Annotated in this window: 17 protein-coding genes; 11 read left to right on the top strand and 6 right to left on the bottom strand. The window is 71.0% G+C overall.

Annotated features, from left to right (window positions below; all coding sequences use genetic code 11):
• The first annotated feature begins 4 nt into the window (after positions 1-4).
• From WME95_RS29360 to WME95_RS29345, 4 genes are all read left to right on the top strand, one after another.
• A complete protein-coding gene (locus tag WME95_RS29360; RefSeq protein WP_437902659.1) occupies positions 5-871 on the top strand; it encodes a hypothetical protein in 867 nt (288 codons plus the stop codon).
• 55 nt (positions 872-926) lie between these two features.
• Entirely contained in the window at positions 927-1,721 is a 795-nt protein-coding gene (locus WME95_RS29355; RefSeq protein ID WP_437902658.1) for a hypothetical protein, read from the top strand.
• A gap of 82 nt (positions 1,722-1,803) precedes the next feature.
• Positions 1,804-2,598 carry a hypothetical protein gene (locus tag WME95_RS29350; RefSeq protein WP_437902657.1) on the top strand — a complete coding sequence of 265 codons (795 nt, stop codon included), beginning with the start codon at positions 1,804-1,806 and terminating at the stop codon, positions 2,596-2,598.
• 262 nt (positions 2,599-2,860) lie between these two features.
• Positions 2,861-3,646, top strand: coding sequence for a helix-turn-helix domain-containing protein (locus tag WME95_RS29345; RefSeq protein ID WP_437902656.1), 786 nt, complete (start codon positions 2,861-2,863; stop codon positions 3,644-3,646).
• Here WME95_RS29345 and WME95_RS29340 read toward each other — a convergent pair.
• Positions 3,612-4,373 carry a methyltransferase domain-containing protein gene (locus WME95_RS29340; protein WP_437902655.1) on the bottom strand — a complete coding sequence of 254 codons (762 nt, stop codon included), beginning with the start codon at positions 4,371-4,373 and terminating at the stop codon, positions 3,612-3,614. The two genes, WME95_RS29345 and WME95_RS29340, sit on opposite strands and share 35 nt — an antisense overlap.
• Before the next feature lie 210 nt (positions 4,374-4,583).
• Here WME95_RS29340 and WME95_RS29335 point away from each other — a divergent pair, with 210 nt between their 5' ends.
• Both WME95_RS29335 and WME95_RS29330 read left to right on the top strand, forming a co-directional pair.
• Positions 4,584-5,894 carry an efflux RND transporter periplasmic adaptor subunit gene (locus WME95_RS29335; RefSeq protein WP_437902654.1) on the top strand — a complete coding sequence of 437 codons (1,311 nt, stop codon included), beginning with the start codon at positions 4,584-4,586 and terminating at the stop codon, positions 5,892-5,894.
• The gene (locus WME95_RS29330) at positions 5,891-9,079 is read left to right on the top strand and encodes an efflux RND transporter permease subunit (protein WP_437902653.1); all 3,189 of its coding nucleotides are present in this window, start codon (positions 5,891-5,893) and stop codon (positions 9,077-9,079) included. Before WME95_RS29335 ends, WME95_RS29330 begins: the two co-directional genes overlap by 4 nt.
• On the opposite strand, the gene WME95_RS29325 is transcribed toward WME95_RS29330, so the two are convergent.
• Complete coding sequence (locus WME95_RS29325; protein ID WP_437902652.1) at positions 9,056-10,423, bottom strand: Vgb family protein; 1,368 nt, start codon at positions 10,421-10,423, stop codon at positions 9,056-9,058. The genes WME95_RS29330 and WME95_RS29325 overlap by 24 nt on opposite strands.
• A 243-nt stretch (positions 10,424-10,666) precedes the next feature.
• On the opposite strand from WME95_RS29325, the gene WME95_RS29320 reads away from it, so the two are divergent.
• The 4 genes from WME95_RS29320 (at position 10,667) to ribA (ending at position 14,273) form a co-directional block, all read left to right on the top strand.
• Entirely contained in the window at positions 10,667-10,900 is a 234-nt protein-coding gene (locus WME95_RS29320) for a hypothetical protein (RefSeq protein WP_272094219.1), read from the top strand.
• Positions 10,901-10,905: 5 nt separating this feature from the next.
• Positions 10,906-11,295 (top strand): type II toxin-antitoxin system VapC family toxin, encoded by a 390-nt coding sequence (locus WME95_RS29315; protein ID WP_437902651.1) that lies wholly within the window; start codon positions 10,906-10,908, stop codon positions 11,293-11,295.
• A gap of 136 nt (positions 11,296-11,431) precedes the next feature.
• Positions 11,432-13,234, top strand: a complete 1,803-nt coding sequence (locus tag WME95_RS29310) for an acyl-CoA dehydrogenase (protein WP_437902650.1) — start codon at positions 11,432-11,434, stop codon at positions 13,232-13,234.
• A 361-nt stretch (positions 13,235-13,595) separates the two neighbouring features.
• On the top strand, positions 13,596-14,273 hold the full coding sequence (ribA, locus tag WME95_RS29305; RefSeq protein ID WP_437521655.1) for a GTP cyclohydrolase II: 678 nt from the start codon (positions 13,596-13,598) through the stop codon (positions 14,271-14,273).
• Between the two features lie 15 nt (positions 14,274-14,288).
• On the opposite strand, the gene WME95_RS29300 is transcribed toward ribA, so the two are convergent.
• The 4 genes from WME95_RS29300 to glmU all read right to left on the bottom strand — a co-directional run bounded on the left by WME95_RS29300 (position 14,289) and on the right by glmU (position 17,413).
• Positions 14,289-15,092, bottom strand: coding sequence for a family 1 encapsulin nanocompartment shell protein (locus WME95_RS29300; protein ID WP_437902649.1), 804 nt, complete (start codon positions 15,090-15,092; stop codon positions 14,289-14,291).
• Positions 15,093-15,094: 2 nt separating this feature from the next.
• Positions 15,095-15,478: an encapsulin-associated ferritin-like protein gene (locus WME95_RS29295; protein ID WP_437542025.1), complete on the bottom strand. Its 384-nt coding sequence runs from the start codon at positions 15,476-15,478 to the stop codon at positions 15,095-15,097.
• Between the two features lie 18 nt (positions 15,479-15,496).
• Positions 15,497-15,676: an FmdB family zinc ribbon protein gene (locus WME95_RS29290; protein WP_437791338.1), complete on the bottom strand. Its 180-nt coding sequence runs from the start codon at positions 15,674-15,676 to the stop codon at positions 15,497-15,499.
• A gap of 375 nt (positions 15,677-16,051) precedes the next feature.
• Complete coding sequence (glmU, locus tag WME95_RS29285) at positions 16,052-17,413, bottom strand: bifunctional UDP-N-acetylglucosamine diphosphorylase/glucosamine-1-phosphate N-acetyltransferase GlmU (RefSeq protein ID WP_437902648.1); 1,362 nt, start codon at positions 17,411-17,413, stop codon at positions 16,052-16,054.
• Positions 17,414-17,649: 236 nt separating this feature from the next.
• Here glmU and WME95_RS29280 point away from each other — a divergent pair, with 236 nt between their 5' ends.
• Positions 17,650-21,504, top strand: coding sequence for a hypothetical protein (locus tag WME95_RS29280; protein WP_437902647.1), 3,855 nt, complete (start codon positions 17,650-17,652; stop codon positions 21,502-21,504).

Raw genomic sequence — 21,504 nt, 5'->3', positions numbered from 1 at the left:
CAACATGACCACGAGCAGGCACCTTCTTGCTGCCGGCGTGATGTTCTCTGTGGCCCCGATGTGGATCGCGTGCTCGGAGGGGGCCCCTGCGCCTCCGCCGGAGCGTCCCGAGTGCGTGGCCGAGTACGATTGCGACCACCCGCCGGACCCCGCCTGTGGCACGGTGAAGTGCGTCGATGGCAAGTGCCAGCGAGAGGTGGGGGAGTACCGCGGCCAGTACCCGGGCGACTGCATGACGATCGCGTGCGACAGGAACGGGCAGAAGGTCGTCTTGCCCGCGCCGGACGACGTGCCGGACGACGGCAACCCTTGCACGGATGACTTCTGCGACGGCGCGCATCAGCTGAACGAATGGACCCGGCGAGGTCCGGCCCCGGACGGCTCGGGGCTGTGCGACGGCCAGCAAAACTTGGTCGAGTGCCTGTCGGACGCAGACTGCGGGGATCCGACCATGTACTGCTCCCCGCGCAGCAAGTGCATCCCGCTCGTCTGCGACAATGGCGAGCTCGACGTAGACACCGGCGAGTCCTATGTGGACTGCGGTGGCCGCTGCGATCCGTGTCGCCCGACGTACCCGTGTGCCACGGGGGAGGATTGCAATACCGGCGTGTGTGGCTTCGATGACCGGTGCAGCTTTGCCACGTGCAGCGATGGCATCCAGAACGAGCATGAGGTCGACATCGACTGCGGATCCAACTGCCGTACCTGCGCCGCAGGAGACAAGTGCATCGACGGCCCGGATTGCCTGACGAAGGTGTGCTTCAAGGGCAGGTGCCAGCCGCCGACGTGTGATGACGATCGCCAGAATGGCCTGGAAATAGGTGTAGATTGCGGTGGTGACTGCCCTCCTTGCCCGGAGGGGCTCCCCTGAGCGCAAGGGGCATCGTCGCTGTCTCTTTCAAAAAGCACGGGAGCGGGCGGAGATCATGAGCAATATCGCGAGGCCGGTCGTGATCGCGGCGCTGGGCCTTTCGGGAGTGGCGTGCGCGCCGGACGAGTACCGGCCGCTCGCGGAGAACGACGCCGTTCGCATCGACGTCTACGGGTTCGAGCCGCCCCTCGTCCGCGATGGCGTCACGTACCGGGGCGTGGTGGAGGGCTACGTCTGGAAGACGGACAATCCCAATGCGTTCGGTGTCCGGAAGTCCGACGACGGGGAATATCTCCCCGACAGGTTCGTCGTGAACAACGGCATCGAGGAGACCACGCTCCGTTGCGTCCTCTACGAGGACAGCTATCCGGAGGACGACCTCATCGCGACCTCCTGTAGCGGTCAGTTCGTCCAGGCCGAGCCCGGTCGTGCGATCCGCGCCACCTTCAACGAGTTCGACGGCTGGGAGGTCGTGATGCCCGAGCTCTCGAAGCTCACGTCTCCCGAGCAGGACAGCGAATTCAGCCTCAGCGCCGGCGAGGATCTGGCGCTCTCGTGGGAGCCGCTGGGCACGGACGACCGGATGGGATGGTCTCTCGGACCCGCCAGCTTCGACGACCCAGGGCCGTGTGTGAATGACGTGGCGTGGTACCGTTCGGACGGGGCCATGGACGACACCGGGGCGTTCGTCGTTCCCAGGGATTCGTATCCCACGGGCCTCCCCCCCGACGGGTGTCAGGCTCTCCTTCGGTTCGACCGCGGCCGCCGCGGGACCATCGATCCTGGCGTCCAGAGAGGCTCGATCTTCGCGCGCCAGTCTTATGAGGTACGGATCACGCTGAAACCGTAGGTTCTTTCACAGAGAAGGCGCACAGAGTGCCCTCGCGCGGCGCAGCCGTCTCTTGCAATGACATAGGAGCGTGGAGGAGTTCATGAGAGGCATTGCGTGGCTGGCTTTGATCGCCTTCCTCGGTCTCTCCGGGGCAGCGTGTGGCCCGGACGAGTACCGGCCCCTGGCGGAGGACGAGGCGGTCGTCGTCCGGGTCTACGGATACAACGTGCCGATCGTCCGCGATGGAGTCGAGTACCTCGGCGAAGCGGAGGCCTTCGTCCGGAAGGTGGACGTCAGCAGCGCGTTCGGCGTCCGAGACCCTGGCGACGGGGAGTATCTCCCTGACAGGTTCGTCGTGAGCAACGGCGCGGAGGAGGCGGAGCTGGCCTGCATCTGGTGGCATGACAGCAATCCGGACGACGATCTCATCGCCGCCAAGTGCCGCGGTTATCTCAAGCACGCCGAGCCGGGCAGCGCGATCCGCGCGCGGTTCAACGATCTCCACGGCTGGGAGATCGTGATGCCCGAGCTCTCGGAGCTCACGTCTCCCGAGCCGGAGAGCGTGTTCAGCCTCGGCTCCGGCGAGGATCTCGTGCTCTCGTGGGAGGCGCTGGGCAAGGACGACATGATGAGGTGGTCCATCGGGCCTGTCAGCTTCGATGAGCCGGGTCCCTGTCTGGACGACGTATCCTGGGACGACTCGTCGGGGGAGGTGGACGACACCGGCTCGTTCATCGTTCCCGAAGGCTCGTACCCCACGGGGCTTCCCGCCGAGGGCTGTCAGGCCTTCGTGCGCTTGAGCCGCGGTCGGGACGGGACCATCGATCCTGCCGCCCCGGCGGGCGTGATGTTCGGCATGCAGACTTACAAGATGCGGATGACGCTGACGCCGTAGCTCCGTCCGGCAGGCGCGCGCGCAGGTCGAGCCCGCCAGATTCTCGCTGACCTTTCGCTGGCGCAACGTAGGGAAGAGCTCCTTACAATCCAGCCGCCTGCTCGACGGAGAGCGCCGGCGCTCGCCTCGTGCTGCCGCCGATGTCATCATGGCGCTCATGCCCGCCGCGCCGGCGATCCAGCGAGAAGACCTTGTTGGCGGGGGCCGAGCGATCTTTTGCTGCCGGCAACCCTCACCGGTGCAGCCGGTCATGCGGGCGTCCATGACCCACGCCTTCGCCGCGCTGGCGTTCTACACGAGCGGCTCTTCTCGGATCGAGCAGCGCGGTCGATGGAAGATCGAAGCTGGAGACGTCCTCCTCGTGCCTGCCGGACAACCGCACCGCTCGATCGAGAAGGCCGCCCCGGAGTGGATCGGCGTTGGCTTCTGTGTCCCCTGCTTGGCCGCCGAGGAGGCGGGCAGCTTGCTCGAGCCGTTCGAGCGCGTGCGCGCCGGCGCATCCCCCGTCGTTCGGGTGCCCGCGGATCGTCACGCGCACATCGACATGCTCCTCCGCGAGCTGACGCGCGCGACGGGATCGTGGGATGGCAGCGCTCCTGACGTCGTCCAGCGGAGCCTCCTTGTGCTCATTCTCAACGAGGTTCAGCAGGCCGCGCGCTCGCAACACCCTGCCTCAGCATCGCCGGGAGTCGTCGTCGATGCCCTTCGCTTCATCGAGCGAAACTGCCTCCGGCCGCTCTCGCTGAAGGACGTCGCGCGATCGGTGGGGCGGAGCCCGGCGTACGTGACGACGGCACTCTCTCGGGCGACGGGCCGGAGCGCGGTCGAGTGGATCGTGGCTGGGAGAATGGCGGAGGCTCGCCGCATCCTCCTCCACTCCGACGAGAGGGTCGAGATCGTCGCCGAGCGCGTCGGCTACGCGGACGCGACGCACTTCATCCGCATGTTCCGTAGAGAGCACGGGGCGACGCCGGCGGCCTGGCGCGCCGAAGCGCAGAGCAAGGGACGCTCGCTCACCCAGGAGACGGTGTCCGGCCGCACACGCTGAAGACGAGGTCGCCGACGAAGGTGGTATTGGCCTTCGTCCGTTCGGCGGCGAGACGTTCTTCCAGGGTGTCCACGTCGACCTCGGCCTCCGACGCCACGCCTTGCTGCACGATCCGCGGGAGCATCGCGCGAACGATCAACGCGAGCTGATGCTGGATCTTCGCCGTCTGCACGATGGCCTCGGCCCTCACGAGCTGCACGGTCAGGCCCGCTTCTTCAAAGACGCTCGGCATCTGGAATCCCATGTGGAGGCTCGCGCCCTCACGCTCGACGGTACGCCAGATCCACTGGTGCACCTGGCGGTGCAGATCCATGGGCATCAGGCTGCCCTGGCCCATCGTCGGGTCGTTCTCCTGGAGCAGGATCAGGCCGCCGGCGCGCACGGCACCGGCCATGGCACGGACCGCAGCGACAGGATCCGGCTGGTACATGAGCACCCTCCTGCCGACGGCGGCATCGAAGCGCTCGGCGGTGGGGGAGAGCGCGCCGAGGTCCCGCTCTTCGAAGGCGACTCGGCGGAGTCCCAGCTCGGCGGCTCGCCGGCGAGCGACCGCGATGGGCGCGGGATCGCGGTCTACCCCGAGCACACAACCTTCTTCGCCGATGATGCGGGCGACCATGAAGCTCACGTCGCCTCGGCCGCACCCCACGTCGAGGACGCGCATGCCGGGAGCGATGCCGGCATCGCGCAGAAATCGTTCGGTCATGTCGTTGACCAGGTCTTTCATCGTCGTCTCCGCCAGTTCGTGTCAGCTCGCCCGTCGTTGCTGGTTTCACGCCGGGCTCGTGGGTCAGCATCCCTGCTGTCTGCAGGACTGTACGGACCGTCTGTCCTGCGCGGCAGTGCGTGGCTTTGTGCTGGATCGGCGGGGTTTGTGATCGGTCACCCCGCTCGGCCCCGCGCACAGCGGCTCAAGTTGCGCTACTCCTCCACCTAGATGGTGCTCCAACCGATTCGCGTGGCCGCGCTCGCCCTGGTGGCGGGGCTTGTCTTCCTCGGATCTCCGGCGTGCAAGAAGGGCGGGGAGGCCTCGCCCGAGCAAGGGCGCAAGCCCGCGAAGCAGGGGCTCAGCTTCCCGGTCGAGGTCGTGCCCGTCGCGGCGGAGCGGGTCGAGTACGCCGTGCCGGCCGTCGGAGCGGTCGAGGCGTTCGAGCAGGTGCAGCTCACCGCGCGCGTCGCCGGCGTCGTCGAGGCGGTGCGGTTCATGGAGGGCGCCGAGGTCAAGGCAGGGCAGGTGCTCGTCGAGATCGACCCGGCCCGGTACAACCTCGCCGTCCGCGCGGCGCGCGCGACGCTCGATCGGATGACCGCCACCCAGGCCGAGGCCGCCGCGGGGCTCGAGCGGCGCGAGGCGGAGGGCGCCGACGGCGTCTTCAGCAAGGAAGACGTCGCGTCCTGGCGCTCGAGGGCGGCGACGACCGCCGCGCAGGTCGCCGAGGCGAAGGTCGCCGTCGACCAGGCGCTCCTGAACCTGCGCGACGCCTACGTGCGCGCCCCCATCCAGGGGAAGATCCAGACGCGCACCGTGCAGACCGGCCAGCACGTGCCTGTCGGCACCGTGCTCGCGACGCTCCTGCGCCGCGATCCGCTCCTGCTCCGCTTCCAGATCCCCGCGGCCGACGCCCCGCGGGTCAGGCCCGACATGGAGGCGCGCTTCACCGTGAAGGGCGACGCGCGGACCTACAGCGCCAGGCTGACGCACGTCGCCGACGCGGCGGATCCGGCGACGCGCATGGTCGCCGTGACCGGCGAGGTGCAGGGCGAGGGCAAGGAGCTGCTCCGCCCCGGCACCTTCGCCGAGGTGACCGTGCCCGTGGGCGCGAGCGGCGACGCTCCCGTGATCCCACTCACGTCCGTGCGACCGAGCGAGCGGGGGTTCCTCGCGTACGTGGTCGACGGCACCACCGCGCGCGAGCGCGTGCTCTCGCTGGGGCTGCGCACGCCCGACGGGCGCGTCGAGGTCAAGTCGGGCCTCTCCGTGGGAGAGCTCCTCGTGACGCGCGGCGCGGAGGCGTTGCGCGAGGGGGCGCAGGTCCGCATCGCGGCGCCCGGCAGCGTGCCGGGAGGCCAGGCCGCGGGGCACCGCCCCGAGGGAGGCGCAGACGCCAGCGCGTCCGCGGCCGGCGCGTCGCCGCCCGCCTCGTCCGGCGCGTCACCCCCCGCCGCCTCGTCCGGCGCGTCGCCGCCCGCCTCGTCCGGCGCGTCGCCGCTGACCGCTCCCGCCAGCTCGTCACGGAGCGTGCCGTGAGCCTCACCGAAGCCTGCCTCAGGAAGCCGGTCTTCGCCTGGATGCTGATGGCCGCGACCATCGTCTTCGGCCTCGTCGCCGTGTCGCGCATCGGCATCAGCCAGTTCCCCGACGTCGACTTCCCCACCATCACCATCTCCGCCACGCTGGAGGGCGCCGCCCCCGAGATCATGGAGCACGACGTGGTCGAGCCGCTCGAGGAGGCGGCCGTCCAGGTCGAGGGGATCCGATCGATCACGTCGACGTCGCGCCAGGGGAGCGCCTCGGTCACCATCGAGCTCGACCTGTCGCGCGACGTCGACGTCGCGCTCCAGGACGTTCAGACGAAGATCTCCCAGGCGCAGCGGCGGCTGCCGCTCGACCTCGACCCGCCCGTCGTCTCCAAGACGAACCCGGAGGACCAGCCGATCATGTGGGTCGGGCTCTCCGGCCCCTTCTCTCCCCAGCTCGTCGCCGACATCGCGCGTTACCGGCTGAAGGAGAAGCTCCAGACGGTGCCCGGCGTCGGCGAGCTCACGCTCGGCGGCTACCTCGAGCGCAACGTCCGCATCTGGATCGACGCCGATCGACTCGCGGCGAGCGGGCTCACCGTCGCCGACGTCACCGAGGCCCTGCGCCGCCAGCACATCGAGCTCCCCGCCGGCCGCATCGAGACCGAAGGGCGGGAGCTCAACGTGCGGGTGATGGGCGAGGCGCTCGATCTCGCGACCTTCAAGCGGATCGTCCTCCGCCAGGGCAACCCCGGCGCGGCCGCGCAGCCGGGCGCTGCCGCCCAGGCGGCGGGGCCGCCGTCGTCGGCGCGCGCCACGGTGTACCTGGAGGACGTCGCGCTCGTCGAGGACGGCTTCGAGGACGTCCGCCGGCTGGCCCGGGTGAACGGGGAGCCGGCGCAGGGCCTCGGCGTGAGGAAGCAGCGCGGCTCGAACGCGGTCGAGGTCGCCCGGGGGGTACGGGCCGCGCTTGCCGAGGTCCAGAAGTCGCTGCCCGAGGGGATGGAGGTCGGCGTGAACTTCGACTCGACGAAGTTCATCGAGGAGTCGGTCCACGAGATCGAGCTCGAGCTCGGCATGGCCATCGCGCTCACGGCCCTCGTCTGCTGGATGTTCCTCGGCTCGCTCTCGAGCACGCTCAACGTCGTCCTGGCCATCCCGATGTCGCTGCTCGGCACGGTCGCCGCGATCTACTTCCTCGGCTTCACGCTGAACACCTTCACGCTGCTCGGGCTCTCGCTCGCCGTCGGCATCGTCGTCGACGACGCGATCATGGTGCTCGAGAACATCCACCGGCACGCCGAAGGGGGGAAGGACCGCGTCCGCGCCGCCCGCGAGGGCACGGCCGAGATCACCTTCGCGGCGCTCGCCGCGACGCTCGCCGTCGTCGCGATCTTCCTCCCGATCATCTTCATGGAGGGGGTGGTCGGCCGGTTCTTCCTCCAGTTCGGCGTGACCCTCTGCATCGCCGTGCTCCTCTCGTACCTGGAGGCGATCACCCTCGCGCCCGCCCGCTGCGCGCAGATCCTCGACGTCTCCCGCGAGAACAGGGGCCGCCTCGGGCGGCTCGTCGATCGCGGCTTCGAGGCGCTCTCCCGCGGCTATGGCTGGCTGCTCGCCCGGGCGCTCCGGTTCCCGGTCGCGGTCGTCCTGCTCGGCGCGCTCCTCTTCGCCGGCGCGATCGTCGCCATGCAGCGCCTCCCGACGGAGTTCGTCCCGTCGCAGGACCAGGGGCGGCTCCTTGTCCGCCTGCAGACGGCGGTCGGCTCGGACATCGAGGAGACCGACCGGCTCTTCCGCCGCGCCGAGGCGGCCGTGGGCGCGAACCCGGCGGTGGAGCGGGTCTTCGCCGTCGTCGGCGGCTTCGGCGGCGGGGGCGGCGTGAACACGGGCGTGCTGTTCGTCACGATGAAGCCGCCGGACGAGCGGGCGCTCTCGCAGGCCGATCTCCAGGGCGCGCTCCGCAAGGAGCTGAACGGCTACCCCGGCCTGCGCGCCGTGGTCCAGGACCTCTCGCAGTCGGGCTTCACGGCCCAGCGCGGGTTCCCTGTCGAGTTCTCGATCCGCGGCCCCGACTGGGACGAGCTCACGAAGCACAGCGAGCGCATCCGGGCCGAGCTCGCGCAGAGCGGCGTCGTCGTGGATCTCGACTCCGACTACCAGCTCGGCATGCCCGAGCTCCGCATCGTGCCCGACCGGGCGCGCGCCGCGGATCTCGGCGTGAGCGTCGAGGCCATCGCGACGACGCTGAACACGCTGATCGGCGGCGGGCGCGTCGCCAAGTACAACGACAACGGGCGCCGCATCGACGTCCGCGCGCGCCTGCTCGCGGAGCAGCGGAGCCGGCCCGAGGATCTCGCGCGCATCCAGGTGAGGAGCGCGTCGGGCGCGCTGGTCCCGCTGACGTCGGTCGTCACCTACGAGGAGCGCCCCGCGCTCCAGGCGATCACGCGCCGCGACCGCGAGCGCGCGATCTCGGTCTTCGGCAACGTCGCGCCGGGGCGCTCGCAGGGCGAGGCGGTGGCCCGCGTCGAGGAGCTCGGCCGGGACCTGCCGGCTGGCTACCGCCTGGTGCTGGGCGGCGCGAGCGTGACGTTCCGCGAGTCGATGGGCGGGCTCCTCTTCGCGCTGGTGCTCGGGATCCTCGTCGCCTACATGGTGCTCGCGTCCCAGTTCAACTCGTTCCTGCACCCGGTCACGGTGCTGACGATCCTGCCGCTGTCGATCGCGGGCGCTGCGTTCGCGCTGCTCCTGACAGGGCACACGCTCAACATCTTCAGCATGATCGGGATCCTGCTGCTCATGGGGATCGTGAAGAAGAACTCGATCATCCTCGTGGATCACGCGATCGAGGTGAGGCGCGAGGGCGGGCACGGCGAGGGGGCAGGGGAGGGGATGGACGCCCGCGCGGCGATGCTCCGCGCCGGCCCGGTGCGGCTGCGCCCCATCCTGATGACCTCGATCGCGACGCTGATGGCCGCTGTCCCGTCGGCGCTGGCGCTCGGCCCCGGCGCCGAGATCCGGGCTCCGATGGCCGCTGCGGTGATCGGCGGCCTCGTCGTCTCGACGGCGCTCAGCCTCCTCGTCGTGCCGGCGTTCTACGTGGTCGCGGACGACCTGCGGGCGCGCCTTGCCCGGCTCCGGCGGCGGGGCTCCACGGCCGCCACGGGCTCACTTGGGGCCCTGGATCGGTGACCAGTCGGGGGGCGGGTTGAAGGCGAGGTCGATGAGTGATCCGAACGCCTCGCTCGTCAGGACGGTGGCTCCCGCTTCCACGTCTCCGCCCGCGGCGAGCTCGGACTTGGTGATCGCCGCCGCCGAACCGACCTTGGAGGGCAGCCACAGGTTCCCCTGCTGATCGAAGGCGATGCTCTCCGGGAGCGCCAGCACCCCCACTTCGAGCTGAACCTCGGGGGTGAGCTCCGCGGATGCCTCGAGATCGCGGGGCTCGAACTTCGCGATGGTGTTCGAGCCCCAGTAACCCACCCAGAGCGCGCCCTGCTCGTCGAACGCGAGCCCCGTCGGGTGGCCGAGCGGCCCGATCACCGGCTCAGGGGTGAGCGCCTTCAGCACCACGTCGGCGGGATCCCCGTCGTCCGCGGCGAGCCGCTCAGCCCCGTACATCAGCACCGCGTCCTGCTCGGCGCTCGCCACCCACAGGTTGCCCGATCCGTCGAACGCGAGCGCTTGAACGTTCTCGATCTCGTCTCCGGTGATGGTCACGGAGGGCTCCACCACGCCGGAGCCTTCGAGATCGGCCGCGTCGATCCTCAGCAAATGGTCGCGGATCCCGACCCAGAGGTTGCCGGCGGCGTCGAACGCCAGACCGCCCGCGGCGCAGGGGGTGACGCCCGCGCACGCCTCGGACACGTCGAGAACGCGGTCAGGGGCGGCCTCGCTGCTCTCGCCCAGCGTGTCGACGAGCCGCGCGGTGATCTGGCCCGCGTTGGCCGAGACCCACAGGTTGCCGGCCCGGTCGAACGCGATCGCGCCCTGGTTGATGATCTCCGCGCTCCCCTGGAACGCGACGCTCGGCGTGACCTCGCCCGACTCGAGCAGCGCCTCGCCGTCGAGCGCGCCGACCAGCTGGTCGCCGTTCTGCGCGGTGAACCAGAGCTGGTGGCTCCCGGGCGTGAGCTCGTAGTTGAAGGTGACCTCGGTGGTCGCGCCGTCGGCGACGCAGGCGCTCTGCTCCGGGTCCTCGGGCCGATACACGAAGCCGACGCGTTCGTCGTCCGGGTAATCGGCCACGCTGCCTGCGCGCAGCGTGTACTCACCAGCCGGCGTGTCGAGGGACGCGCTCGCGACCACGCGCTTGTCCGGCACTCCGAGAGAGGTCACGGCGACATCGCCGGTGTCGTTCGGGCTCACGATCTCGACGTCGAGCGTGCCCTCGCCTTCGGCTTCGCAAGCCGCGCCACCACCTGCGCCGCCGCCACCACCTTCACCGCCCGAACCCGCCTCCGACGGGTTGTCGTCGTTGTCCCCACAGCCCACGGAAACCAACGCCGCGAGCAGAACCCAGGAAAGTCGTTTCATGGGTCACGAGTCTAGGAACCTCGGGTAAGCACGGCAAAGGGCGTGTGGCCCCCGAACGCTCGCGCGCCGGGGCGCTTGCAGGGCGAGGCGGTGGCCCGCGTCGAGGAACTCGGCCTGGAGGTGCCGGCCGGCTACCGCCTGGTGCTTGGCAGCGCGAGCGTGGCGCTCCGCGAGTCGATGGGCGGCTTCCTCTTCAGACGCGGTGCGGCCGCAGAGCCGAGATGGTAGGCTCTGGACGTCGCCATGCGCGCGCACAAGCTGAACATCATCATCCCGGCCGGTCACGAGATCGCCATCCGCCTCCCCGACGATTTCCCGCCCGGCCCCGCGGAAGTCATCGTGCTCGCGACACGAGCGCCGAGCGAGCCTCCCGGCGTCATCACGAGGATCCTGGAACCTCATCCCGTGCTGGGAAAGATCGTCTTCCACGAGGATCCGTCGCTCCCGCTCGATCCCGAAGATTGGCCCGAGAGCTGACGATCGTGCGTGTACTTCTCGATACCTGCGCGTTGCTCTGGTTGGTTGGCGCTCCTGCGCGACTGTCGACGAGCGCTCGTACCGTCCTCGCGGATGCTGGGACCGAGCTTTTCGTGTCGGCGATTTCGGCGTTCGAGATCGCGGTCAAGCACAGGAAGGGGAAGCTCGCGCTCCCGCTGCCTGCGCGCGACTGGCTTCGCGATGCACTTCAGGCATATGCGATCCGGGAGCTGCCGGTCACGTCGGAGATCGCGGCGTTGGCGCCCGAAGTTGCGGTATCGCATGCGGATCCGTGCGACCGGATCATCATCGCCACCGCGCAGGTGCACAATATCCCAGTGATGACTTCGGACCATCTGATCGCAGAGTGCGCGGAGATTAACGTCCTCTGGTGATCGACCGAGGGGCCTCTTCACCAAATGAGGCGCAAAGGCACGTCGCGCTCGTCGTACACCGTCGTCCGGCCGAGACGAGCCCTCGACATCCTCCTTCAATCGGCGCCTAGCGTGCGCCACGTCCGGCGAGAGACACATGACCGCTCCCCAGAACCCCCTCCTCCACGACCGCGACGTCGAATTCCTCCTCTACGAGGTGCTCGACGCGCCGCGCCTCTGCGAGCTCCCCTATTTCGCCGATCACGCGCGCGACACGTTCGATCTCTACCTCCAGAGCTGCCGGCGCTTCGCGCGGGAGGTCCTGTTCCCGACCTACAGGCCGGTCGACGAGGCGCCGCCGCGCTTCGAGGGGGGCGCCATCACGGTGCACCCCGCCATCCAGCGGGTCTTCCGGCCGATGGTCGAGCTCGGGGTGCTCACCGCGACGCGGCCGGCCGCGGTGGGGGGCCAGCAGCTTCCGCTCGTCGTCGCCGCGCTCGCGGGGGCCTATCTGCAGGCGGCGAACCTGAGCGCGTGCGGCTACCTCAGCCTGACGGCCGGCGCGGCGCACCTCATCGAGACGTTCGGCGACGACGCCCTGCGGTCCGCCTTCATGACCCGGATGTACGCCGGCGAGTGGACCGGGACGATGGCGCTCACCGAGCCCCAGGCCGGATCGAGCCTCGCCGACGTGCAGGCGAGCGCGGTGAAGACCGACGCGGGCCACTACCTCGTCCGCGGGTCGAAGATGTTCATCTCGGGCGGCGACCACGACCTCACCGAGAACATCGTCCACCTCACGCTCGCGCGCATCGAGGGCGCGCCTCGGGGCATCAAGGGCGTGAGCCTGTTCGCCGTGCCCAAGCGGCGGATCGAGGGCGGGCAGCTCGTCCCGAACGACGTCGAGGTCGCCGGCATGATCCACAAGCTCGGCTGGCGCGGGCTGCCCAGCCTGTCGCTCAGCTTCGGCGAGAAGGGGGACTGCCACGGCTACCTCGTGGGCAGCCCCCACCAGGGCGTCGCCTGCATGTTCCAGATGATGAACGAGGCCCGCATCCTGGTCGGCGCCAACGCCGTGGCGACCGCCTCCGCGGCCTACCACGAGGCGCTCGGCTACGCGCTCGTCCGGCCGCAGGGCCGGCCGCTCGGCGCGAGGGACCCGGGGGCGCCGCAGGTGCCGATCATCGAGCACGCCGACGTGCGCCGGATGCTGCTCCGGCAGAAGGCCATCGTCGAGGGCGGCCTCGCGCTCGTCTCCACGACCGCGCTGTACGCCGATCTCGCGGCGCACGCCGCGGACGCGGCGGAGCGGGAGCGCGCCCAGCGGCTCCTCGACCTGCTCACCCCCATCGCCAAGACCTTCCCCGCCGAGAAGGGCTTCGAGTCGAACGCCCTCGCGCTCCAGGTCCACGGCGGCTACGGCTACTCGAGCGAGTACCTCCCGGAGGCCTGGCTCCGGGATCAGAAGCTCAACGCGATCCACGAGGGCACGACGGGGATCCAGGGCCTGGACCTGCTCGGCCGCAAGGTCGTGGCCGGGAACGGCGCCGCGCTCATCGCGCTCGGCGGCGAGATCCAGCAGACGATCGTCCGGGCGCAGCGGGCCGGCGTCGAGCCCGCGTGGGTCGAGCGCTTCGGCGCGGCGCTCTCGCTGCTCGGCGAGGTGACGGTGCAGCTCGCCGAGGTGGGGATACGCGGCGACACCGAACGGATGCTGCGGCACAGCGCCGATTACATGGAGCTCGTCTCCGTGGTCGTGGTGGCCTGGCAATGGCTCGCGATGGCCGCGGCCGCCCGCGAAGGGCTCGCCAGGGGCGCCGCTCCGGCCGACTTCTACGAGGGCAAGCTCTGCGCGGCGCAGTACTGGCTCTCGACGGAGCTGCCCCGCGTCGAGGCGCTCGCCGCGCTCTGCCGCTCCGGCGAGGACTCGTACGCCAGGATGCAACCCGGGTGGTTCTGAGGCGGGCGCGCGGCCCCAGGCCTCCTCGGTCCCCAGGGTGGTTCCGAAGCGGCAGCGGTCCCCCGGCTCCCTCGCCGCTCCGCCGGTCCGACGGCGTCTCGTTGGTGAGCTCGCTCACGGCCGGAAGTCCCGGCGGATCGTGCGGGGACGAAGCAGATCTGCTGCTTCTCGTAGCTGATCGGCTGCTCCAGGTATGTCCTTGGAGCAACATCTTGGAGAGCTTACCTTGTTCCTGCCGGGTGCTTACGCTACCTGATTGACGCCACCTTCAGGGGTGGCCGGACAAGGGCAGGGCAGCGGGCTACCCAGGCGCGCTCCTTGCTTGACAGGCGACCCAGGATTCCTCCACCAGGAGAGCGAGATGCACGTCCCGACGACGGCGATCCGGCCTCAGCTCGATATTCGTGCCCAGGCGCCCGTGCCCACGAAGCACGGCGTCTTTCAGATGTTGGTGTTCCACTTCGGTGGGACGACGAGCCCCGAGCAGGGGCTCTCTCCCGATCACGTCGCGCTCGTCATGGGCGACGTGCGCGGCCGGTCGGACGTGACCCTCCGCGTCCACTCCGAGTGCCTCACGAGCGAGGTGTTCGGCTCTCTCAAGTGCGATTGCCGCGAGCAGCTCGAGGCGGCCCAGGCCGAGATCGGGCGCCGCGGGCTCGGCGTGGTGCTCTACCTCCGGCAGGAGGGGCGCGGCATCGGGCTCGCCAACAAGATCCGGGCGTACCAGCTCCAGGCGTTCGGCCACGACACGGTCGACGCGAACCGCATCCTCGGCCTGCCGGACGACGCCCGCGGCTACGAGCCCGCGGCCGCGATGATCGAGCACCTCGGCATCGAGTCGATCCGGCTCCTCACGAACAACCCCGACAAGGTCGACGCGCTCCGCGCGCTCGGCGTCCGGATCGCCTCGCGCTCGGCGGCCATCGTCCCGGCCAACCCGTTCTCCGCGCCCTACCTCGAGGCGAAGCGCCTCCGGATGGGCCACGCCATCCCGTCGCTGCGGGACGGCGAGGGCGCCGCGGTCGGCGACGCCGAGTAGCCGCGGGGCCTGATTTCAGCCCCGCCGCAGCGCCACGGCCGCGGCGCGCTCGAGCACGCGGAACGTGAAGCTCTCGGTGAGGAAGAGCTCGACGACCTGTCTGTCGTGCCCGTCGTAGCCGATGGACAGGTCTTCGCCCACGGTCAGCTCGAAGTCGCCGCCTCGCGTGCTCAGGAGCACGCCGCCTTCGAGCGCGGGCGCCCACACGATCGGCCCCTCGATGAGCTGGCGCTCGATGTGCTTGAGGAGCGGGTACCCGTCCTCCGCGGCCGCGGCCAGCTCGTCGTACGCCTTCGGGCCCAGCGCGAGCGCATAAGGACCATCGACGCCCGCGGCGCGGAGCACCTCTCTCGCCTCCACCACGGCGCGCGGCCACGCCTCCGGCGCGGGGATCCCCACGGGCTTGTGCGGCGCGACCTCCAGGATCCCTTCGATCCCGGCGGCCGCGAGCCCGTTGAAGATGGCGCCGTCCTCGAAGCGCGCGGCGTGCTCGGCGGCGCGCACGACGTCCTCGATGTTGGGCTCCTGCGCGCCGCGCCCGACGGCGTCGAGCTCGGCGAGCTCGAGGCGGATGGGCGCGCGGAACTCGACGAGCGGCCGCACGAGGCGGACGCCCGCGCTCACCGAGGACGCCTCCTGCCGCTCGATCGCGCGCAGTCGGCCCGTGTTGACGGCGGCGACCTCCCAGCCGAACGGACCGCGGAAGTCGACGAGCTTGCGGCCGGCGAGGTGCAGCTTGAGCACGCGCGTCGCCTCGTGATCGATGAGGTCCCACGCGGCGGGGAGGATGGGAGCCAGCTCGCGCTTGAGAAGATCCATGATCATGCTCCCTTCAGGCTCCCGATGCCGAGCGCGCCCCTCGGCGCCATGGCGCCGGTCCTCGCCGCGGCGCCGAGCTTCGCCGCCTCCTCGGCCGCTTCCACCTCGGTGATCGGCCCCTGGCTGTTGAGATAGATGTCGATCTTCTCCTGGAAGACGCGGTCATTCCGGCGGAGCCACTCGAGGTTCATCATCGCGTGCTCCACCTCCTCCTCGAGGTGGTGGAGGAGCACGGCACGGAGCTCCGCGTCCGAGCACGCCTCGGCGCGCTGCTGGTACCAGTCGATCGCCTCGAGCTCCTCGATCAACGAGACGATCGCGCGGTGCCGTTCCTTGGTCGCCTCCGACAGGAGCTCCGGCAGCTCGTGGTAGTTCTCGCTCGACACGGCGCTTTGTCCTTCTGCCTAGGCGCTCTTTCGCGCCGTTTGCACCTGGAACGCCACGATCTCCGGCTCGACGTTCGAGCGGCCGCAGGCCGTGCACTGGGCCGTGCGCTCCCGCTTCAGGCGCTCGAACTCGGAGAGCGACGCGACCACCTCGAACTCGGCGCCGCAGTCGTTGCACTTGAACTCGTACGTGGGCATGGGGGCTCCTGTCCTGCAAATGTGAACTGAATCACATACACGGGCACAAGCGAGATCCGTGCCCTCCCAGGATTCGAGCCGACCCAGGTTGCAGCCGGACGAGCACGGGGGCCTTCGGCGTCGCGCGAAAACGACCTGCGCGGTCGTTGCCGGAGGCCGAGCTACAGCCGCGGCCGGAAGCTCGGGCCGGATCGCCGATGCGCTCGCGGCGTGGCTCCGGCGCTGGGAGGTGTGATCCCGACGGGTCGGCCGGTCGCCTCGCTACCGGCCCTCACCGTGCGTGAACAGCACGGGCCGCGTCGACCTCGCCCGCTTCGGGTCGGTCATCTGCGCTTCTCGGCGACGCCATCCACATGCGATAGGGCGATTCCGGGCCTACTTCTTCGCCGCGTCCTTCAGCCGCGCCTTGAGCCGCGTCGCGTAGCCCTCCTTGTTCTCCTGCTTCACCCGGCCGATCGCCAGCGCCTCGTCCGGCACGTCGCGGGTCACGGTCGTGCCCGTCGCCACGTAGGCGCCCGCGCCGATCTTCACCGGGGCGACGATCTGCGAGTCGCTGCCGATGAAGGCGCCGGCGCCGATCTCGGTCCGGTGCTTCCGGAAGCCGTCGTAGTTGCAGAAGATCGTCCCGGCGCCGACGTTCGCGCCCTCGCCGATGTCGCCGTCGCCGAGGTAGGCGAGGTGGTTCGCCTTCGCGCCCTTCCGGACCACGGTCTTCTTGGTCTCGACGAAGTTGCCGATGTGCGCGTCGGCCTCGATCTGGCTCTCCGGGCGGAGGTGCGAGAACGGCCCGATCTGCGCGCCGGCGCCGATCGACGACTGCGAGGCGACCGTGTACGGCTTCACCGAGGCGCCCGCCTCGACGACAACGTCCGTGAGCACCGAGCCCACGTCGATCCGCGCCCCCGCGCCGACGCGCGTCCGGCCCCGCAGGACAACGGCGTGCTCGATCACGGCGTCCGGCTCGACGGCCACGCCCGCGTCGATGCGGGCGCTCGTGCGGATCGTGACGCCGCTCTTGCGCAGCCGGTCGGCGATGCGGCCGTACAGCACCTCCTCGGCGGCGGCGAGCTGCGCGCGGTCGTTGATGCCCACGAGCGAGCCGACGTCCCTGGCCACGACCGCCGCGGCGCCGCCGGCCTTCGCCGCCTGCGCGACGATGTCGGTCAGGTAGAGCTCGCCCTGCGCGTTGTCCGTCGTCAGCCCAGCCAGCGCGCGCCCGAGGAACCCGCTGCGGGCGAGGTAGACGCCGGGGTTCACCTCGGTGATCGCGCGCTCCTCGGCCGTCGCGTCCTTGTGCTCGCGGATGCCGATCACGCGGCCCGAGGCGTCGCGAAGGATCCTGCCGTACCCCGTCGGATCGGAGACCTCCGCGGTGAGCATCGCGATCGGCGCGTCGCCCGCGCGGTCGAGCGCCCCGCGGAGCTGCGTGAGCTGCTCCGGATCGAGCAGCGGCGTGTCGCCGCACAGGATCAGGACCGCCTCGGAGGTCGCGTCGACGTGCGGCATGGCGCAGCGCACCGCGTCGCCCGTGCCGCGCTGCTGGGCCTGGAGCGCGGTGCGGACCTTCTTCCCCTGGGCGCCGAACGCCTTGTCCAGGGCCGCAGAGACCTCTTCGCGGCCGTGGCCGACGACGACCACGACGTCCGAGGCGCCGGCGGCCAGCGCCGCGTCGACGACGTAATGGAGCATCGGCCGGCCGCAGAGCTCGTGGAGCACCTTCGGTCGGGCGCTCTTCATCCGAGTCCCTTGTCCAGCAGCGAGAACGACAGCGGTGAGCGGGGTGGGTTGGGTCGCCATCGCTCCGCAGCGTATACCCACGAGCCCGCCGCCGTCCCCGTCGCAGCGCAGTGACGCTGGAGAACTGGAGAACGCGCGCTCCGACGCCACCCACCTGACACCCGCAGGGGCGCCAAGCCCCTACGCACCTGGGGTGGAATCGTCTACCCTGGAGGCAACTGGGGGAGGTTGTCGTCATGCGCAGGCGCGCGCTGGGTTCCTCGGCCGCTGTCGTACTCCGGCTCGTCGCGCTCATCGCGGCCGGCGGGGCGATCGCTTCGTGTCACGAGCCGCTCGACACGACGCGGAAGGCGCCTCCCCGGGTCACGGAGGGCGGCGGGCTGGGCGACGACGTGTTCGGCATGCTCTGCGACCGCGTGGGCGCGTCGAGCCTCCACGAGGACCCCACGGGCGCCTCGTACCAGCGCGTCTGTCACTACGACCGCGAGGGCCGGTACGAGGACGAGGTCGACGTCTCGCTGCTCCCGCCGGTCTCGGGCGAGCGGGCGGAGCAGGCCCGCAGGCTGGGCGTGGCCAAGGTGGAGGCCATGGCGCGGTGGCGCAACGCCCTCGTGGACGCCGTCAACGCCGCGGTGCCGGACATCGAGATCGACAACGTCGCGCCCGGCGAGGGGGGCGGCAAGATCCGGCTGCACGATGCCGTCCTGAGCCTCTCGCAGACAATCGCGCCGCTCTACGAGACGAACCCGTTCGACGCGGCGGGGCCGGCGGTCCTGCCCGCGTCGACCCGGGGGATCGCCAGGCTCCTGGACGCGCTCATCCACGGCGGCGAGGAGAGCGCGCGGCCCGAGGAGGGCGACCAGAAGAGGCAGCGGGAGCGGGCGCCGATCGCCTGCGACCGCGCAGAGGGGCAGGGAACGCCGGTCTGCGCCCTCGCGAGCATCTGGGGGCGCCAGGGTTATCGCTCGGCGGAGGTGGGGCTCGGCATGGTGGGCGCGGCGCTCGCGTACCCCGGGCTGCGCCCGATGACCGTGGCGGCGCTCGACGTGCTCGGCCCCGGCGGCCCGGGGGCGCCCGCGCTCCAGGCGCTGCTCGCGGCCGGCGAGCAGGAGCTGGCCGCGCTGTCGCTGCCGGAGCGGGCGCCGCTCGCGGTCGACGCCGCCACCGCGCAGCCGAGCCGCCCGCGCACGACCCTGGAGCTCGCGCAGGCGGCGCTGCTCGCGGAGCACCCCGAGCTCGCCGCGCCGCCGTCGATCTTCATCGCCCGCCGCGATGGGCGCGGGTGGGTCCTCCCCCAGGGCGACGGGGTCCCCGCGCCGTTCGCCGACGCGGACGGCGACGGCCTCGCCGACGTCGACGCGTCCGGCAGGTTCGTGGACCGGACCGGCGCGCCGCTCGCGATCGAACCGCCGTTCGCCATCCCCGGCGTCACCGAGCCGCCGCGGGACCCGTTCGGGGGCCTCTCGCCGGAGCTCTACGCCTACGTCGACACCTCCCGCACCGTCCTCGGCGCGGCGCTGCGGTCGATCGTGCCGCTCGTCGACGGGACCCGGTACGCGGGCAAGGGCGATCCGGAGCCGTGGAAGACCGAGCACGAAGGGCTCATGTACGCGCTCTCCGGCGCGTACCTGCTCTTCGGCGACCGCGAGGAGGCCCGCTACGACGTCCGCCGCGGCAGGGCCGTGCCGGCGGGCGAGCGGTGCGACGGCTGCCTCTCGTACCGCCGCTTCCGCGGCGAGGACTCGCCGCTCGCCGACCTCGCGCACGCGGTCGGCCAGGTGCTCGCCGACAAGGACTCGGACGTCCTCCTGCTCACGCTCATCGATCTGCTCGAGAACCGCGAGGCGGAGCTCGCCCGCATGACCGCCGCGGCGCTGCGCATCCGGGACGTCGCCCGCGAGCACGACCGGCTGGCCGCCCAGGGCAAGGAGGCGCCGGCGCAGATCGACGACGAGGCGCCGCTCTGGGACGAGCTCGCGGTGGTGCTCGGCGAGGCCGTGGAGCAGCCGGGGCTCGTGGCGCGCTTGATCGAGGCGATCGCGGGCGGCGCGCTCCTCACCCCGCACGGCGGCGCGCGGCACGCGGGCGACGCGCTCGCGGCGATGCTCACGACCCGCGACCAGTACGCGTACAACCCGGCGGACCTGAACGGCCCGGCCATCAACCTCACGGTCGGGGCGCCGTCGACGGCGGCCCCGAAGACGCCGATCGACCCGAAGAAGCCGAGGGGCGGCGACAACCGCTCGGGCATGGAGCGGCTGATGCAGCTCATGCACGACACCGCCGGCGTCAGGCAGTGCAACAAGGAGGGCGCCGTGGTGAGCGCCTTCGAGGTCACGGTGCCTTTCGTCGACTTCGCCGAGTGCGAGCTGTTCCAGATCGACGACCTGGCGGCCTTCTACCTCGACTCGCTCCTCCCCGACGGAGACCCGAAGCGGGCCGAGCTCGAGGTGAAGCCCTCGGCTCTGGCGCTGCTCGTGACCGACTCGGTGCTCGTGGACTCCAGCGGCATCCGCGGCCTGACGAGCCACCCCACGCCGGCCGCGCTCAGCCGGCTCATCTACTTCGGGGCGGACTCGGACAGGTTCCCTGGGCTGCCGGACCTGGATCCCTTCCGGACCGGCGCGAACGTGGCGACGAACCTGTTCATCTCGGGGACGCTCGAGCCGGCCGGCACGATCCATTGCCCCAGGAATGCGCTCGGCGTGAACGAGTGCAGCTCCCCGGAGAACCTGATCCGGGTGCGCCACCCGGGGACGACCTACCTCCTGGAGCAGCTCGGGCTCGCCGCGTACCTGGGCCCCATCGTGAAGGCGTTCGCCGACGTCGACCACGGCACCACCGGCGAGGCGATCCTGACCGATCTCTTCAGCACGGCGTACCGCCACTGGCCGGGCAAGGAGCACGGGCCGGAGTGCATCAAGGCCGGCTCGCCCGGGACCAACACCGCGTACTGCTCGGAGGCAGGGGTCAACAGCTTCGAGCCGCTCCTGGCCGACGCGCTCCGGGCCGAGGACGTCCTGGCGTCGTCGGTGGCGTTCGCCCGGATGGCGCGCGACACGTCCGTGACCGTGCGGCGCGGTCCCGCGGCAGATCGGCCGCTGACGAAGGCCCAGGTCATCGAGAAGCTCGCGCGCATCCTCTTCAGCACCCGCTACGCGGCCGGCGCGGGCATGATCGACCGCTGGGGGAAGAAGAAGGCCACGTGGGCGGATGGCCAGGTCCAGGACCAGCTCACCGTGTTCACCCTCCTCGCCGGCGCTCTGAACGGCGTCGACGCGCGCTTCGCGCAGCGCGATGCGCCCGACGCCGCAGAGCGAGAGGGCCAGTGGAAGCGCGGCGTGGACGAGCTCGTCGATGCGCTGCTCGCGGTCGAGGGGTCGGGGCCCGAGGCCCGGTTCAAGAACCGCGCGCTCCCGAGGATGGGCGCCCTCGTCCTGCGCGTCCTCCGCGAGCAGCTGAACGCCCGCTGCCCCGATCGCGAGACGACGGGGCGGTGCGCCTGGGCGCAGAAGGAGCTCGGCGCCACGGTACGCGACCTCCTGAGCCACCCGCTGTTCGCCGCCGCCGTCGACGTGATGGAGGCAGTCCGCGCCCACGAGCCGGCGCGGCGGGAGATCGAGCGGTTCCTCACCTACCTGCTCGACGCGGACGCGGCCGGCGCCCCGTTCCAGGTGCTGCCGACGACGCTCGCCGACGGCCTCCAGCTCCTCGCCGACGACGACGCCTTGCGCCGGATCCTGAAGGCCGCGTCGACCGCGCTGACCCCGGCGGGGGCCGCCGGTGGGCCGGGCGCGGCCGACGCGGGGCTCGAGGCGCTGAAGGCGCTCAACGACGATCGCTACGACAGGTATCACGCGATGGAGCACGTGCTCCCGGCGCTCGTGACCCCGATGGCGGACGGCCGAGCGCCGCTCGACGTGTTCCTCGACGCGTTCGCGGACGTGAACCGCATCGAGGCCGGGAGCGGCGCGCCGCTGACGGCGGAGGACTACCGGCAGCTATTTGTCTCGGCCAGGGACTTCCTGACGGACGAGACCCGCGGGCTCGAGCAGATCTACGCCATCGTCAAGAACCGGCCGCACAAGTGA

Source organism: Sorangium sp. So ce327 (assembly GCF_051530205.1).
GTDB lineage: Bacteria > Myxococcota_A > Polyangia > Polyangiales > Polyangiaceae > Sorangium > Sorangium cellulosum_B.
This window is presented reverse-complemented; position numbering and strand designations above follow the sequence as displayed.

What these genes read in the sequence shown, in the direction of transcription:
- WME95_RS29360 (WP_437902659.1), top strand. Translation starts at nt 5, where the DNA reads ATGACCACGAGCAGGCACCTTCTTGCTGCCGGCGTGATGTTCTCTGTG.
- WME95_RS29355 (WP_437902658.1), top strand. Translation starts at nt 927, where the DNA reads ATGAGCAATATCGCGAGGCCGGTCGTGATCGCGGCGCTGGGCCTTTCG.
- WME95_RS29350 (WP_437902657.1), top strand. Translation starts at nt 1,804, where the DNA reads ATGAGAGGCATTGCGTGGCTGGCTTTGATCGCCTTCCTCGGTCTCTCC.
- WME95_RS29345 (WP_437902656.1), top strand. Translation starts at nt 2,861, where the DNA reads ATGACCCACGCCTTCGCCGCGCTGGCGTTCTACACGAGCGGCTCTTCT.
- WME95_RS29340 (WP_437902655.1), bottom strand. Translation starts at nt 4,373, where the DNA reads ATGAAAGACCTGGTCAACGACATGACCGAACGATTTCTGCGCGATGCC.
- WME95_RS29335 (WP_437902654.1), top strand. Translation starts at nt 4,584, where the DNA reads ATGGTGCTCCAACCGATTCGCGTGGCCGCGCTCGCCCTGGTGGCGGGG.
- WME95_RS29325 (WP_437902652.1), bottom strand. Translation starts at nt 10,423, where the DNA reads ATGAAACGACTTTCCTGGGTTCTGCTCGCGGCGTTGGTTTCCGTGGGC.
- WME95_RS29320 (WP_272094219.1), top strand. Translation starts at nt 10,667, where the DNA reads ATGCGCGCGCACAAGCTGAACATCATCATCCCGGCCGGTCACGAGATC.
- WME95_RS29310 (WP_437902650.1), top strand. Translation starts at nt 11,432, where the DNA reads ATGACCGCTCCCCAGAACCCCCTCCTCCACGACCGCGACGTCGAATTC.
- ribA (WP_437521655.1), top strand. Translation starts at nt 13,596, where the DNA reads ATGCACGTCCCGACGACGGCGATCCGGCCTCAGCTCGATATTCGTGCC.
- WME95_RS29300 (WP_437902649.1), bottom strand. Translation starts at nt 15,092, where the DNA reads ATGGATCTTCTCAAGCGCGAGCTGGCTCCCATCCTCCCCGCCGCGTGG.
- WME95_RS29290 (WP_437791338.1), bottom strand. Translation starts at nt 15,676, where the DNA reads ATGCCCACGTACGAGTTCAAGTGCAACGACTGCGGCGCCGAGTTCGAG.
- glmU (WP_437902648.1), bottom strand. Translation starts at nt 17,413, where the DNA reads ATGAAGAGCGCCCGACCGAAGGTGCTCCACGAGCTCTGCGGCCGGCCG.
- WME95_RS29280 (WP_437902647.1), top strand. Translation starts at nt 17,650, where the DNA reads ATGCGCAGGCGCGCGCTGGGTTCCTCGGCCGCTGTCGTACTCCGGCTC.